The organism is Fictibacillus nanhaiensis, assembly GCF_042686385.1.
GTDB lineage: Bacteria > Bacillota > Bacilli > Bacillales > Fictibacillaceae > Fictibacillus > Fictibacillus nanhaiensis.
Genome location: NZ_JBHUPF010000006.1, coordinates 2,545,273 through 2,559,359 on the forward strand (window position 1 = coordinate 2,545,273; position 14,087 = coordinate 2,559,359).

Here is a 14,087-nt window from a genome sequence, read left to right on the forward strand (position 1 = left end):
AAATTATAAGGGTGGCACCGCGGTCCATTCGTCCCTTGCATGAGGCGACGAGTGGGCCTTTTTATATTGATTTTTAAAAACAAAGGAGAGATGAACCATGTCTGTAATCTTCTCAGGCATTCAGCCGAGCGGAAATTTAACAATCGGCAACTACATTGGAGCGATGAGGCATTTTGTTGAACTTCAACATGAACATGAGTGCTATTTCTGTGTGGTTAACCAACATGCCATTACAGTAGCTCAAGATCCCGTTGAATTAAAAAGAAACAGCCGAAACCTAGCTGCACTATACTTAGCAGCAGGAATCGATCCTGAAAAATCGACAATATTCATTCAATCTGAAGTTCCTGCTCACACGAAGATGGGATGGATGATGCAATGTGTATCTTATATCGGGGAATTAGAACGCATGACACAGTTTAAAGATAAATCTTCAGGTAAAGAAGCTGTATCAGCTGGATTACTAACCTATCCCCCTCTTATGGCAGCAGATATTCTACTTTATAACACGAGTATCGTTCCTGTAGGAGATGATCAAAAACAGCATCTAGAGCTAACTCGAGACATCGCTGAACGTTTTAATAAGAAATATCGCGAAATCTTTGTGATTCCAGAGCCACGCATTGCTACTGAGGGTGCCAGAATCATGTCACTCGTGGATCCTGAGAAAAAGATGAGTAAATCGGATCCGAATCAAAATTCATTTATCTCTATGCTTGATGATGAATCTGTTATCTTAAAGAAAATTAAGCGTGCTACTACCGATTCAGAAGGCGTAGTTGCTTACGACAAAGAAAATAAGCCAGGCATTTCAAACTTGTTGACGATCTATTCTCAACTTTCTGGTGAAAGTATCTCTTCACTTGTCGAGAAATACGAAGGTAAAGGGTATGGAGACTTCAAGCAAGGTGTGGCTGAAGCTGTTATTAATGCTCTCAAACCTATCCAAGAACGTTATCACGAATATTTAGCATCAACTGAGTTAGATGACATTCTTGATCGTGGTGCTGAAAAAGCTAACTTTGTAGCGAATAAGACGTTAAATAAAGCAGAGCGTGCAATGGGATTAGCTCGTAAAAGAATTTAATAACTGATTCTGAGCAGTTTTCACAGAATTATATAGACTACGGAGCAGTCAATAACAATAAGCCAGTGGAGAAAATCATTGCACTTCTCCACTGGCTTATTTATTTCAGACTGTTTATTGCAGAGGGTCGTATGGAATCGCTCATAAACCTCGAGAATCGCTCATAAACTTCGAGAATCGCTCATAAACCTCGAGAATCGCTCATAAACCTCGAGAATCGCTCATAAACCTTGAGAATCGCTCATAAACCTTGAGAATCGCTCATAAACTTCGGGAATCCCTTGTTTCCAGCGACTTATATCCAACTCTTGAGGATATTGTTTTCTTCCATCTGAGGACCCTCATCCTTAACCGCAATAAGCTGGCTCTCCGTTTTGGAGAGCCAGCTTATTTAAGTGCTTTTAGTTCACTTGCGTTCCGTTCTCAAGCTCCCAGATCTTTTCAAAATACGGTTGTCCTTTTACTAACCGTTCACACATATCCATATGTTGTTTCGACCAACCGCTTTTCAACTCACAGTATAACGCGTCCCATGCTTCGTCAAAATCCATCCTCTGAATTCTTCCGTATTGCTCTGGCATCCATTCAGTACACCAGTATCTCATCTCAGCAACGTTTTTCGTTGAATGAAGCTGATCTAGGGCCATAAATAAAAGTTGCTTCAGCTGTCTCTCTTTGCGAGTCAACCCTCTCATGCTGTCTGGATTTGGGGAGAGGATATGATATTCCTTACTTAACTGTTTTTCACTGAACGTATATACTTTTGTCTCCGTCTGTTCTGCCATCTCAAATACGAGCTGTTCTTGTCTTGGTATTAGTCTGCTCTTGCGGATTGGTATTCTATAACCCATCGTATCTATGATGAGAGATTTCTTTTCATCCGTAATAATAAAACAATGTTCGAGTTGTACCCGTTGGTTGTTCTTTCTGACATAAGCTTTCTGGTGCACCTCTTCAAGGAGAGAATCCGGCAGATCATTTAAATCATTTTCGATGTAATGAAAAAGTGTAGATTCAATCTTAATAATTGGCACCTGATCCAATAGTTCAATATAATCGTCTTTTCTCCATTCATGAAACTCACAAACGTTATAGCCGTTCTCTTCTCCTTCAAACCAGTTGACCCAAACATCACGTAAATATAACATCTGTACCCCTCACTTTTTTGCCGATTTGTATTTAAAATCAGTATAGTCAGAGGTTGTCTTTTTTATTCTAAATAAAGGTAATTAACTCGAAGTATGCAAAACCCCGCTTTCATAAGAAAACGGGGTTTGATCGTGACTTATTCTTCGATTTTTTTAAACACTAACGATGCATTATGTCCACCGAACCCTAGTGAGTTACTAAGCACAGCTTTCACTTCTGCTTTTCTTGCTGTATTCGGAACATAGTCGAGATCACACTCTTCATCAGGTGTTTCATAGTTGATCGTTGGAGGAAGAATACTCTCTTGAATTGCTTTTACTGAGAAGATGGCTTCGATTCCACCAGCAGCACCTAACAAGTGACCTGTCATTGATTTTGTAGAGCTGACCGGAATCTTATAAGCATGCTCGTTAAACACAGCTTTAATCGCAGCTGTTTCAAACTTATCGTTGTAATCCGTACTAGTTCCATGGGCGTTAATGTAAGAGATTTCTTCTGGAGCTAGACCGCTATCTTCAACAGCTTGTCTCATCGCACGTGCTCCGCCTTCTCCGCCTGGTGCAGGCTGAGTGATATGATACGCATCACCTGTTGCTCCGTAACCTACGATCTCTGCGTAAATCTTAGCTCCGCGTTTTTTTGCAAATTCGTATTCTTCTAGAACTAGAATTCCAGCTCCTTCACCGATGATAAAGCCTGTTCTATCCTTATCAAACGGACGGCTAGCTGTTTTTGGATCTGGATTAGTCGAAAGGGCTCCTGCTTGGCAGAATCCTGCTAATGCCATGTCTGTGATCGGTGCTTCTGTTCCACCTGTAACCATTACATCTGCATCTCCGCGCTGAATCACTTTGAATGCATCTCCGATTGAGTTTGCACCAGATGCACAAGCTGTCACGGTACATGAGTTCATACCTTTCGCACCAATCGTGATCGAGACCTGGCCAGATGCCATATCCGGAATCATCATCGGAACGAAGAATGGGCTAACACGTCTTACACCCTTTGCTTCAAAAATACGGAATTGTTCTTCATGAGTATCCATACCACCGATTCCAGAACCAATCCATACCCCTACGCGAGGTGCAATTTCTTCCGTGATATCTAAGTTTGCATCTTTAACAGCCATAATGGATGCGGCAACCGCAAATTGCGTGAAGCGATCCATACGACGTGCTTCTCTTTTATCCATAAAATCTTCCGGATTAAATTCTGTTGCTTCCGCAGCAACTTTAACAGGAAATTTCTCTTTATCTCTTCTTGTGAGTGGTCCTACACCACTTTGACCTTCAACAATTTTTTTCCATGTTTCTTCTACACTGTTTCCAAGAGGAGTTACGGCTCCTAGACCAGTTACGACTACTCTTTTTTTCATTGTAAAACCAACTCTCCTTTGTACACATTTGCTTTAATTGATGTTTATCGGCCCCAACGAAGTGCAACAGCACCCCATGTTAACCCTCCACCAAATCCAACAAGTACGATTGTATGATCTTCTTGTATTCTACCATCTTTCAATGCTTCTTTTAATGCCATCGGTATGGAAGCTGATGAGGTATTACCAAATTTGTCGATCGTCATGACCATTTTTTCTTTTGGCAGCTCTAACCGTTCTCGAGAAGCTTCCATGATTCTAATATTCGCTTGATGCGGAATTAAGAAATCCACATCTTCCTTAGACAACCCTGCTTTATGAACCACATTAAGTGAAGATTCACCCATCTGACGCACGGCAAATTTGAAAACTTCTCTACCGTTCATATGGATGAATTCATTTTGATACAAATGTTTAGCGCCTGTTCCGTCTGAACCAAGTTCAAACGAAAGAATCCCTCTACCTTCACTAACATTAGAAAGTATAGCCGCTCCAGCTCCGTCTCCAAAAAGCACAGCTGTATTACGATCTTTCCAATCTGTTATCTTAGATAGCTTTTCAGCACCAACGACTAGAACATTCTTATACGTTCCTGTTTCAATGAACTGCTTTCCAACGACCAAACCATAAATAAACCCTGCACACGCAGCACTTACATCCATACCTACAGCGTTCTTTGCACCTAAAGATTCTTGTAATTGACACGCGACTGATGGAAATGGATTGTCTGGTGTAACAGTTGCAACAATGATAAGGTCAATTTCCTCTGCAGAGATGCCTGCATCTTTTATTGCCTCTTCCGCAGCATATCTAGCCATATGAGACGTTTTCATTGATTCTTCTGCAATTCTGCGTTCTACGATTCCCGTACGAGTTCGAATCCACTCGTCACTTGTATCAACCATTTTTTCAAGGTCGGAGTTCGCTAGAATTTTTTCAGGGATATAGCTTCCCATCCCTATGATTCCTGCATTCATAACATTACCCCTTTGGTTACGTTTATTTTTAAATAAAGTTTGTTACTCGATCACACTGAGACGAGTAATTTGAAATAAGAATTTACGAAACAATTGAAAATTAATTTTATAATCAAATATTATGACCTGGTACTAATTTTATGATATCTCTTTTATTTTGTCTAGTTAAAGTTCTTTTCTTTCACCAATATAAGCCATAGGGCATATCCTGTATGGAAGAAAAATGTAAGTTTAGCGAAATTGATATTAGGAGTGGTTCAACATGCATAATCCTCAAGCTAGACAGCAACCGATGTATCCTCCGCAGTTTCCTGGACGTTTTCCAATGGGCCAAAACCAACAGCACATGCAGCAAGGTTTTCCACCACCACAACATTTCGGTGGCCCTGGATTCCGAGGTATGCCGGCACCGTTTCATCAACCGATGCCTCGACCATTTCTACATTCTTTTCGAACGCAGGAAGGCTCTTTAGATTACAATAAAATTTTTTCTGTTATCGACCAATCTGTAAAAGTCGCACAACAGATCACCCCTATCTTTTCTGCGTTTAAGAAGAAGTAAAAAAAGCCAACCTGAGCTGGTTGGCTTTTCTTTGTTTACTTCTTATTTTTCTTCTTTTCCAAGTTCGTAAGCATCATTCATGACGTTCATTAAAAGCTGAAGCATCGGCTGAACATCTTCCATCCCAAGCTCAATTCCTTTTTTCTCTAAAAAAGCTTGTGCTTCAGGAAGATGTGACATCGCAATCTGCATAAATTTCATGTTGCGTTCTGTATCCATCTTTATAATCCTCCCTTACTATATGTACAGAGTTATTAACCCTTACCTATTATAAAGAAAAATGTGAGATGGATAAACGTTTTATGATTAATTTTCAATCTAGCTATTGGATTCCAACATACTGGCTAGGGTATGAGTATGAATAATTTGAAAAATTCTAGGTGGAATTAGAGAAATTTCGAATTTATATTGACGAGTTTTTACGATCATTCACCGAGTTTTCCTCGCTTATCGACGAGTCGACATACAACGACAAAGATAACCTCATCTATACCCTCATGTTAGCCCACTGCAATACAAATAAAGAGTGACCCCAGAAATCTCCAGGATCACTTTCAATTGTTATATCTCTTTAGAATTCGGCTTTGATTTTTTATTTCTATTCCTAAAGTGCATTATTTGTTTCATGATACCTTCTTTTATTTTGGTCTTAGCACGAAACCCGAGTTCAGTCTCCGCTTTCTCACCTTTAATCCGCATCTTTCTTTTTTCTTTGAATGTTAATTGATCGGCTTTTAATTCTGTTAATCCTTCAAGCCATTGGTTCTGGTTGCCGCTAGAAATGTTATAGATTTCATTTTTTGCAGCCGATTTACCTGCCAGAAATAAAGCTTCGGCGGCGTCATCAACAAAAAGAACATCTTCCGTAACAGAATCCTTGGAAATTGAATCATTTCTTTTTTGGTCTTGGTGTTCTATTGAAATCACTTGTTGGTACGTATGATGTTCAGGCTGACCTGGCCCATAAACTGTAGGCAGTCGCATGATAACGAATGGAAAATCATGCTGTTCAGCCAATTGTTTCACGATATTCTCTTCTGTTAGTTTTATAAGACCAAAAAGCGATTCCGGATTTTTTGGTGAAGTTTCCAACACATCTCCTTGTCTTTTACCATATACATCATAGGAAGATACATAGATCAATTTTGTTTCACTGTTAGCTAAAGAGGCAACTTTTTTTAGAACAGATACGTTACGCTGTACTTCATCTTCTATATTAGCCCATGGTGCTGTTGGCTTGACTGAACAAGCGAGGTGGAAAATAACATCGCATCCGTTTGTATGAGGTTCAAGATCCGTTTCATTTATATCATATGGAAGATATTTAAATCCGGCATGACGAGCAATGAAATCAATCCGGTCTGGAGATTCTGCCATATCTATGCCGACGACGTCCACTTCTTCATCCAACAAACGGCTGCACAAATGGTAACCGATAAACCCTGCCGCTCCTGTTACAAATGCCTTTTTCATGTAAGAGCCTCCAGTCCATTTTTCTCCTCTTACTATCCTATGGTGTTACCCATTAGAATACGATACTTTTTTTGCACACAAAAACCCCATCACACAAATCACGTAATGAGGTTTCTATAACACTTTTTCATGTTTCTTAAAATATTCTTGAAAGGCCCTAGCCGGATTAAACGTAGCTTCAGGTACATGAATAGACAGAGAGATCGGTGCCGCTATTTCTTGTCTTCTCTTTTCATAAGGTCTAGAGTGATCTTTAAAATTAAATGCAACACCACGAGCAGCATGCCAGATTTGAACGGGTGTAGTCGCTTTTAGTTGTTCTGTTGATGGCAGATTATTCATTAAGTACTCAATATCTTCTTCAGTATTGTAAGCGGATATGATTTCTCTGATCAATCGTTTGAAAAATAAACGGTTCTGTCTTTCGTGATTAAAATGGTGCTGCAAGTCAATGCAAGGATTAATAAATAAGGCTGAGCGAATATTTTTTTCCATATCCTCCATGAGCCGTAGTGCAACAAGTGATCCCATACCCTCTGCGATCAAATGTATATTCGGATTTAAAATTTCATGCTTCATCACATAGTGGTATAGTCTTTTGGCTAAGACGACTGCTTTCGGACTGCCCCAATGTCTTCCGTATAGATTAGAATAAAAGATGGTATATCCTTGATTTTTGAGGGATTGGATGAGGTTTGCACGTTCAGTGTTTTGTTTCCAAAGACTCGTATGCTCATCAACATAATGACTGCAATCACCGATGATCATAACGGCAAAACCATTCGGTTGCTTTGGTAGGTGAATGATATTCCATTGATTGTCTATTTGGAAAGTGCGTTTGTCTATACTCACATTTCTCCCCTCGAATTCGCTTTTCTTAACTAATGTATGCAGGGGAAACAAATTAGCTAAAGTTATCTGCCTAAGAATTTAGTTCTTTTTTCAGTTGTTATAACGTTTGTTTTCCTTCCACCGTTAAATTCGCCTCTTCCTGTTCTTCCAACGCTTTCAATTCTTCCAACTTTTCTTCCATATTAAAAGATCCCTCCATTTAAACCTGTATTATGTAAGTACCATTTTCTTCGCAATAGATCCCCTATCCTGTTAAGCTTGAACAATTTATGAAAATTTTTAACATTTATCGCTTTATGGGCGATTATTTACGTAAAGAATCTTTCCCTTTATCTCAACTTTTGTTACTATACAGAAGGGTAAAGAATTCGTTTACATAAAGAGGTGAATGTGGCATGCGTTATATTTGGACGTTAATCTGGTCTTTATTATTAAGCAATATGATTTTTTATGTGCTCGTTTCAATGCAAGGCGGAACATTCGATTTCGTAAAAGCTTGTATTTTTGGAGTAGTGTTTACAGTCATAATTTCTATTCTTGGTGAATTATTGCCAGCAAAAAGCGAAGAGATATAAAATAAAAACCCGGTTTGTATGCCGGGTTTTTATTTTTGCTATGGCTTTCGTTTATATGTCCAAACTCTGTTATGATTCGTTGTTTCTGGAAATCGATCTCCGGCTGATAAATGAATCTGTTGCGGATCATTTACCATACTTCCTGTTTCACCGATTTCTACATACATCCCGTTATTTGGTGCTTTCTGACCATGTTTAAATTGTTTATGCTGCCCCATATGTTGATGTACCTCCTTTCTTTTATAGGTTACCCGCGCTCTCATTGATAACTCTTGCTAAAAAAAGAAGGATTCCATCAAAATTTCCCTTAAAATGCCCCGTTTACCCCTGCCACAGCTTGAAGCGGAAACATACATCGATAGATCTGATACCCTCTTACATCATATTGCGCTTCTGAGTTTCGATTTTCTTGAGATTCTTCTACATAAGGTATTGCAAAATATACGTTTTGCTGATCAACATATTCAATAAATCCTGTATAGGTTGCACCATCCATCAACATTAATTGCACATGCTGGTTTCTGTTTTTTAAACATGTTTTATACATTTTTTTAAATGAAGACCGACCCATTCCTGCCGATTGTCCACCAAAATTTTGCGATGCTCCATATGGATATGGTTGTGGATACATATTACCCCCTCCTTCTACCACATCCTATTCAAAGAAAAAGAAGTTGGTACATTTATCTATAGACAGATATTCTACCTTGAAGGGAATGATAATACCGTGGAGAAAGGTACATGTGAATTGTGTAGAAGGGAACCCGTAGAATTAACTGTTCATCATTTAATTCCTAAAGAAGAAGGCGGCAGATTTTTTGAAACAGCAAATCTTTGTATTCCCTGTCATAAACAGATTCATTTTTTGTATACTAATTCCGAATTGGCATCACTGTACGATTCGATTGAGAAGTTAAGAGATGCTCCGGAACTAAAAAAATTCTTAAAATGGTTACGTAAACAACCAGCCTCAACGCTACCTCGTATGAAAAAGTCAAACCGTTTAAAACGAAGGAGATAAGAACATGAAGGAATTGGTGGGGACCTGTGCGATTTGTGGTGTAAATCTATATTGTATCGACGGTTTTTTTCAGGGTCATATCGTCAATAATCAAAATTTCTGTCTTCATTGTTTTAAACAAAACACAAAGGAACCTGCAGAGTAATAACGGACAGGTTCCTTCTAATCGGATGTGCTTTGAAAGGTTTTTTAACGATCTGCAAATTGTTAACCTCCACTAACAGGTGGAATAAAAGCAACGGTATCGCCATCCTTCACTTGACCCGTTAACTCTACATACTCCTCATTTACAGCAAGTAGGGCATTTTCGATTCCAGTTAATTTTCCAACTTTCTGTTGCAACAAGGTTCTTACTTCTTTTACGCTAAGTGCAGAATTTACTTCTATCGAAACTTTTTCTGTTTCGGCCTGCTGTGCTAAATTTGCAAACAATAAAATGTTTATCATCATTTCACTACTTCCTCGGGATGTCCAGCAGGATAGGTTTTTGTCCCTTGTTGATTTCCTATCCATTCTTCTCCATCCGTGTAATGCTCTTTTTTCCAGATGGGTACGATCTCCTTGATGCGCTCAATCGCATATCGACTTGCTTCAAAGGCATCTTGACGATGAGGAGTGGAAACTGCGATCGCAACTGCGATATCGGATATTTGCAGCGTTCCGATTCGATGGGAAATCGCAGTGATCGCACTCGGCCATTTTTCTTGAATCTCCATTCCAATTCGTTCAAGTTGTTTTTCGGCCATCGGAACGTATGCTTCATAATGAAGAAACTTCGTTTGTTTTTGTCCTGTCATTTCTCTAACCGTACCGATGAATACGGAAATTGCTCCTGCATTTTGATGGACGACAGAATCAATAACGTCTTGATTGTTTATTGGTTCTGTTGTTATCTTATACTTCTTCATAATTCCCTCTCCTTTCCATGTTCACGAGTGATATGAGTGATTAAAAAGTCCTTCCATCCTTCTTCATCGTCCCTCATGAAATGGGGGCTTTTCGATTCCTGAAAATTGACTCTGTTAGGTTTATCAGAATGGATAGATGCAATGACATCATGAGAATTCATCAGAATTTCTCTATCTTCCATCTCGTTTCGCAAAAGGACGACTCGAGGAAACTGAATATTTTTATATCCTTCTATTAGAATACAATCCATTTCAAGTGTTTCATATAGGGCGATGGCTTTATACAATGGTAGTTCCGAATTCATGGATAATATGGCGTTCTTCGATGATGTAACACATGTTATATAAGCACCAGCACTTCGATGTTGCTCTGTATCTTTGCCAGAATCATTTTGATCTACGCGATCTCCATGCCCATGATGTTTGATGACTCCTGCCTGTATGTGCCGACTTGCTAACTCTTTTAATATTTTTCTGATTAGCGTTGTTTTTCCACTGTTTTGATAGCCGACGACTTGGAGAATAACGGGTGATCCCACGGCCATTCGCTCCCTTCCCCATGCCATGTGATTACGCCGACTTCACTACCTGTTTCCCAACCCCTCGTACCTCCCGGCAATACGATCAGACAGTTTGCTTCGATTAAAGAAGAAACAGAACTGGACTTATCGAGCCCCGCAGGAGTTACAACGTTTCCATCAGTATCTTCAGATAGAATAGCCCTAACAAATCGTGTAAATGGATTTGGTTTTGGAAAATCTTTTGAAAGTATTGCTTTTGTAACCTTGCAGTGTGGTTTTAACACACTCATTCCTTTTAAAATAACTGGCCTTACAAAAAGTTCAGCACCTACAAAGCATGCAGACGGGTTTCCGGAAAGACCAAAGAGCCATTTATCTTCGTAAATCGCAACGGTCGTTACACTCCCTGGACGCATGGCAACCTTATTAAAAAGAACTTCTGCACCTAGTTTTTTGTATATCTCTGGTAGGAAATCGTAATCTCCAACAGATACTCCCCCAGTCGTGATCAAAACATCTATTTCATGTAGTGCTTCCTTTATATTTTTGTACAAAGAATCAAAGTTGTCTTCACGATGTTGATAGAGTTTTACTTTTGCGCCCATCGCCCTTACTTGAGCTGCACACATGTATGCATTGCTATTTCTTATTTTTCCTGGTTGCAATTCTTCATTTACATCAAGAAGTTCTGTGCCTGTTGAAAGGATTCCGACGACTGGTTGTTTGTACACGGAAATTCTGTGATAGCCAAAGGTTGCAAGAATGGCCACGATGCCTGGGGTAATTTTAGTTCCTGCTTTTACTAATGGTGTGCCTTCTTTAGTGTCTTCACCTTGAAAAGAAATGTTTTCATCTTTTTTAACAGACCGCTTTATTATGATTTGGTTTTTGTTATCTGTCACCCGCTCTTTTACTAGTTCTAACATGATAACTGCATCAGCACTCTCGGGAATTTTAGCACCTGTCATAATTCGAACGGCCGTTCCGCTTTTTACTTCTTGCTCAGCTACTTGTCCTGCACCTATTGTTTCAACTACATTTAATATAATTGGATGATCGAGTGAAGCATGTTTGGTATCCTCTGAACGAATTGCGAAACCATCATAAGGAGAACGATCAAAAGGAGGAACATCATGGGTAGCAGTCAGATCCTCTGCTAGAATCCGGTTATCACATTCGTTGATTGAAATTTTTTCAGTTCCCCAAAGCCTCGTATGATCCATGATTTTATATACTGCCTCAGCAACAGGTAGTGGTGTACGTTTTGTAACTACCAATCTTCCCACTCCTTTAATTATCAGAATATAAACACTTTTCAGTTTACTTTTATAAGCATTTTTGATATTATTTTTTTAAATTATGGAAAGGATGTTGATCGAATGAAGGTTTCTTATGAATATTACCACCGTTCTGGCTATAAAGTAACCATTACCGACATCCCAGAAGAATTTAACGAACAGGGAGTTTGGTCCCTACGCATCATGCATTCTCTACAAAAGCAAATTGACGAAATCGATCATATGTATCAGCCCAAAAGAACATATAGGCTTAAACTAGAAGAAACGGGGTAATCCTTACACCGTTTCTTTTTTTGATTTTAATTGTTGTGCGACCCACTCAACTGCGTTTAAATACGCAGCACGTGACACTTTGTGACCAGACGTTTTGTCGTTCATATACACAGACGCACTATTTTTCTCAGTTAATGTTTGCACGTAAGGTTTTGCAAACTCATAAGGAATGACCGCATCAACCTCACTATGCCAGATGAACAATGGACGGTTGTTTAGTTTATCAAGGTTACGTGTAAGATCGTAATCTTTCGTAGAAGAGATAGCATTCTCAAGCTCTTCCACAGTGAGAGGGATTTCATAACCCGCCTTTTGAATTCTGTCGATCTGCCATCTTGCAAATTTTTCGTGTGCTGGAGTTCCCATGAGTGCACATCCTGCTATTATTTTTGGATTGTTGACGAGTGAACCGTAAGTGATAATAGCACCCATTGAAGTTCCACCGACAGCAACTTGATTCTCTAGAACAAATTCATTCTCTTTTGCCCAATCCATAATAAGGTTCACATCTTGAATGCCTTGTTGAACGATATTCCAGAAATCATATTCCATGGATTTAGGAGGATTTGCAACGATTCGCTCACCATGATGTAAAGCATCAGGTAAGATCACTCGAAAATCTTTTTCAGCGAGTGAGTATGCAAAATGTAAATTGTGTTCTTTAGCACTTGTGTAGCCGTGTATGAAAATAAATAGGGGCAATGGTTTTCCAGCATTCTCTTTTTTTTCTGCAAGTAAGAAAGGAATATCGCCGATCGTTCCTTTTTGTATTGAAACCATGTGTGTATCTCCTCTTTCTCTTTTTTTCCATCTTATCATGATACATGTTTCTTTTTCATGAAAGACGCCCTGTAGGAATAGACTTTTTGTAAGTAAAATAATACACTTTAAATAAGCATCCTAAAAAAGGCAGGTACTTTTGTGACACAACCTTACTTAATTGCATTAGATCTTGATGGAACTTTATTAAATGATGAGAAGAAAATACCCAGAAAAACAAAAGATTTACTTTTTCAACTGATCGATCTTGGCCATCATGTTTGTATTTCAACAGGTCGTCCTTTTCGATCATCAAACATGTATTATGAGGAGTTAGAACTCAACACTCCGATTGTGAATTTTAACGGAGCTTTTGTTCATCATCCACACGATGCAAATTTCGGTATACACCATTCTCCACTTGAACTGGACGTTGCAAAACGAATCATTTCAGCGTGTGAGAACTTTAAAGTCAAGAATATCATGGTTGAGGTTCTTGATGATGTGTATTTAAAAAAGCCTGATGAAGTTATCGTTAATACTTTCATCATGAATGAAAACCCTCTTCAGATTGGTGATCTTCATAAAACCTTAAAAGACGATCCAACGGCTATTTTAGTTCATCCAGAAGACCATCATATTGCTGAGTTAAGAGCGATGCTTCAAAAAGAACATGCTGAAGTTGTGGATCAGAGAGTTTGGGCAGCTCCATGGAATATCATTGAAGTTATTCGTTCAGGTATCAGCAAAGCTTCTGGACTTAATAAAATTGCTGAATACTACAATATTCCACAAGAACGGATTGTAGCTTTTGGAGATGAAGACAACGACTTTGAAATGATTGAATATGCCGGTCATGGTGTTGCGATGGGAAATGCTATTGATGAGCTTAAAGCACGTGCAAATTATGTGACCCTTACAAATGAAGAAGAAGGTATTGCTCATTACTTGAAAAATATTTTAAAACTTGTTTAGTCTTAATAAAGATCTTCAGCTGAGTGTCAGCAGGAGATCTTTTTTCCATTTCTTTTTCCATATGTTTAAGGCTTCAATCTACATATTGTACTTCTTACGGTAGAAACTAAACGTACGGGAGAAAAGGAGGAATTCCATTGAGTAAAAAAAGTCGATCCAAACGTTCTATCAAGCAAGGTGCCGATATGGTGAGTCAAGAAACCACAATGGCTTTCAGTAAAAATGAGCAACAAAATCGCAAAAATGAAAAAGAAGAAAGAAATTCATTAGGAGGCATATAAC

At 38.8% G+C, this 14,087-nt stretch carries 20 protein-coding genes and 1 other annotated feature (1 of these 21 running past the window's edge); of the genes, 7 read left to right on the forward strand and 13 right to left on the reverse strand.

The window, feature by feature from the left end:
* Nucleotides 1-39 (forward strand) — a binding site (T-box leader) (it extends 212 nt beyond the left edge of the window).
* Nucleotides 40-97: 58 nt separating this feature from the next.
* The gene (trpS, locus tag ACFS5O_RS16670) at nt 98-1,087 is read left to right on the forward strand and encodes a tryptophan--tRNA ligase (protein WP_205725941.1); all 990 of its coding nucleotides are present in this window, start codon (nt 98-100) and stop codon (nt 1,085-1,087) included.
* A 401-nt stretch (nt 1,088-1,488) separates the two neighbouring features.
* On the opposite strand, the gene ACFS5O_RS16675 is transcribed toward trpS, so the two are convergent.
* The 3 genes from ACFS5O_RS16675 to ACFS5O_RS16685 all read right to left on the reverse strand — a co-directional run bounded on the left by ACFS5O_RS16675 (nt 1,489) and on the right by ACFS5O_RS16685 (nt 4,588).
* Complete coding sequence (locus tag ACFS5O_RS16675; protein WP_066393092.1) at nt 1,489-2,235, reverse strand: YjbA family protein; 747 nt, start codon at nt 2,233-2,235, stop codon at nt 1,489-1,491.
* 137 nt (nt 2,236-2,372) lie between these two features.
* Complete coding sequence (fabF, locus tag ACFS5O_RS16680; RefSeq protein WP_205725940.1) at nt 2,373-3,611, reverse strand: beta-ketoacyl-ACP synthase II; 1,239 nt, start codon at nt 3,609-3,611, stop codon at nt 2,373-2,375.
* 44 nt (nt 3,612-3,655) lie between these two features.
* Nucleotides 3,656-4,588: a beta-ketoacyl-ACP synthase III gene (locus ACFS5O_RS16685; RefSeq protein WP_205725939.1), complete on the reverse strand. Its 933-nt coding sequence runs from the start codon at nt 4,586-4,588 to the stop codon at nt 3,656-3,658.
* Nucleotides 4,589-4,850: 262 nt separating this feature from the next.
* On the opposite strand from ACFS5O_RS16685, the gene ACFS5O_RS16690 reads away from it, so the two are divergent.
* Nucleotides 4,851-5,150: a YppG family protein gene (locus ACFS5O_RS16690; protein ID WP_205725938.1), complete on the forward strand. Its 300-nt coding sequence runs from the start codon at nt 4,851-4,853 to the stop codon at nt 5,148-5,150.
* Between the two features lie 42 nt (nt 5,151-5,192).
* Here the strand turns inward: ACFS5O_RS16690 and ACFS5O_RS16695 are convergent, their stop codons facing one another.
* The 3 genes from ACFS5O_RS16695 to ACFS5O_RS16705 form a co-directional block, all read right to left on the reverse strand.
* Nucleotides 5,193-5,369 carry a ComZ family protein gene (locus ACFS5O_RS16695; protein WP_144701156.1) on the reverse strand — a complete coding sequence of 59 codons (177 nt, stop codon included), beginning with the start codon at nt 5,367-5,369 and terminating at the stop codon, nt 5,193-5,195.
* Between the two features lie 342 nt (nt 5,370-5,711).
* Nucleotides 5,712-6,623: an NAD-dependent epimerase/dehydratase family protein gene (locus ACFS5O_RS16700; protein WP_205725937.1), complete on the reverse strand. Its 912-nt coding sequence runs from the start codon at nt 6,621-6,623 to the stop codon at nt 5,712-5,714.
* Nucleotides 6,624-6,737: 114 nt separating this feature from the next.
* Nucleotides 6,738-7,475 carry an alpha/beta hydrolase gene (locus tag ACFS5O_RS16705; protein ID WP_205725936.1) on the reverse strand — a complete coding sequence of 246 codons (738 nt, stop codon included), beginning with the start codon at nt 7,473-7,475 and terminating at the stop codon, nt 6,738-6,740.
* Nucleotides 7,476-7,870: 395 nt separating this feature from the next.
* Between ACFS5O_RS16705 and ACFS5O_RS16710 the strand changes: the two genes are divergently transcribed.
* Nucleotides 7,871-8,050 carry a YjzD family protein gene (locus ACFS5O_RS16710; protein WP_066393075.1) on the forward strand — a complete coding sequence of 60 codons (180 nt, stop codon included), beginning with the start codon at nt 7,871-7,873 and terminating at the stop codon, nt 8,048-8,050.
* 38 nt (nt 8,051-8,088) lie between these two features.
* On the opposite strand, the gene ACFS5O_RS16715 is transcribed toward ACFS5O_RS16710, so the two are convergent.
* Both ACFS5O_RS16715 and ACFS5O_RS16720 read right to left on the reverse strand, forming a co-directional pair.
* Nucleotides 8,089-8,268, reverse strand: a complete 180-nt coding sequence (locus tag ACFS5O_RS16715) for a YjzC family protein (protein ID WP_066393073.1) — start codon at nt 8,266-8,268, stop codon at nt 8,089-8,091.
* A gap of 89 nt (nt 8,269-8,357) precedes the next feature.
* Nucleotides 8,358-8,681: a hypothetical protein gene (locus ACFS5O_RS16720; protein WP_205725935.1), complete on the reverse strand. Its 324-nt coding sequence runs from the start codon at nt 8,679-8,681 to the stop codon at nt 8,358-8,360.
* Nucleotides 8,682-8,777: 96 nt separating this feature from the next.
* Between ACFS5O_RS16720 and ACFS5O_RS16725 the strand changes: the two genes are divergently transcribed.
* Nucleotides 8,778-9,071 carry an HNH endonuclease gene (locus ACFS5O_RS16725; protein ID WP_205725934.1) on the forward strand — a complete coding sequence of 98 codons (294 nt, stop codon included), beginning with the start codon at nt 8,778-8,780 and terminating at the stop codon, nt 9,069-9,071.
* Between the two features lie 207 nt (nt 9,072-9,278).
* Here the strand turns inward: ACFS5O_RS16725 and moaD are convergent, their stop codons facing one another.
* From moaD to ACFS5O_RS16745, 4 genes are read right to left on the reverse strand one after another with little or no spacing between them, the layout of a single operon-like run.
* Nucleotides 9,279-9,518 carry a molybdopterin converting factor subunit 1 gene (gene moaD, locus ACFS5O_RS16730; protein ID WP_205727249.1) on the reverse strand — a complete coding sequence of 80 codons (240 nt, stop codon included), beginning with the start codon at nt 9,516-9,518 and terminating at the stop codon, nt 9,279-9,281.
* Nucleotides 9,518-9,979: a molybdenum cofactor biosynthesis protein MoaE gene (locus ACFS5O_RS16735; protein WP_205725933.1), complete on the reverse strand. Its 462-nt coding sequence runs from the start codon at nt 9,977-9,979 to the stop codon at nt 9,518-9,520. The genes moaD and ACFS5O_RS16735 overlap by 1 nt, the downstream gene beginning before the upstream one ends.
* The gene (gene mobB, locus ACFS5O_RS16740; RefSeq protein ID WP_205725932.1) at nt 9,976-10,524 is read right to left on the reverse strand and encodes a molybdopterin-guanine dinucleotide biosynthesis protein B; all 549 of its coding nucleotides are present in this window, start codon (nt 10,522-10,524) and stop codon (nt 9,976-9,978) included. Before mobB ends, ACFS5O_RS16735 begins: the two co-directional genes overlap by 4 nt.
* Nucleotides 10,458-11,777, reverse strand: coding sequence for a molybdopterin molybdotransferase MoeA (locus tag ACFS5O_RS16745; RefSeq protein WP_318300196.1), 1,320 nt, complete (start codon nt 11,775-11,777; stop codon nt 10,458-10,460). The genes mobB and ACFS5O_RS16745 overlap by 67 nt, the downstream gene beginning before the upstream one ends.
* Before the next feature lie 102 nt (nt 11,778-11,879).
* Between ACFS5O_RS16745 and ACFS5O_RS16750 the strand changes: the two genes are divergently transcribed.
* A complete protein-coding gene (locus ACFS5O_RS16750) occupies nt 11,880-12,071 on the forward strand; it encodes a hypothetical protein (protein ID WP_153238689.1) in 192 nt (63 codons plus the stop codon).
* Nucleotides 12,072-12,074: 3 nt separating this feature from the next.
* On the opposite strand, the gene ACFS5O_RS16755 is transcribed toward ACFS5O_RS16750, so the two are convergent.
* Nucleotides 12,075-12,851, reverse strand: coding sequence for an alpha/beta fold hydrolase (locus tag ACFS5O_RS16755; protein ID WP_205725931.1), 777 nt, complete (start codon nt 12,849-12,851; stop codon nt 12,075-12,077).
* Between the two features lie 141 nt (nt 12,852-12,992).
* Here ACFS5O_RS16755 and ACFS5O_RS16760 point away from each other — a divergent pair, with 141 nt between their 5' ends.
* Both ACFS5O_RS16760 and ACFS5O_RS16765 read left to right on the forward strand, forming a co-directional pair.
* Complete coding sequence (locus ACFS5O_RS16760) at nt 12,993-13,805, forward strand: Cof-type HAD-IIB family hydrolase (protein WP_205725930.1); 813 nt, start codon at nt 12,993-12,995, stop codon at nt 13,803-13,805.
* 137 nt (nt 13,806-13,942) lie between these two features.
* The gene (locus ACFS5O_RS16765) at nt 13,943-14,086 is read left to right on the forward strand and encodes a hypothetical protein (RefSeq protein ID WP_205725929.1); all 144 of its coding nucleotides are present in this window, start codon (nt 13,943-13,945) and stop codon (nt 14,084-14,086) included.
* Nucleotide 14,087 lies beyond the last annotated feature (1 nt).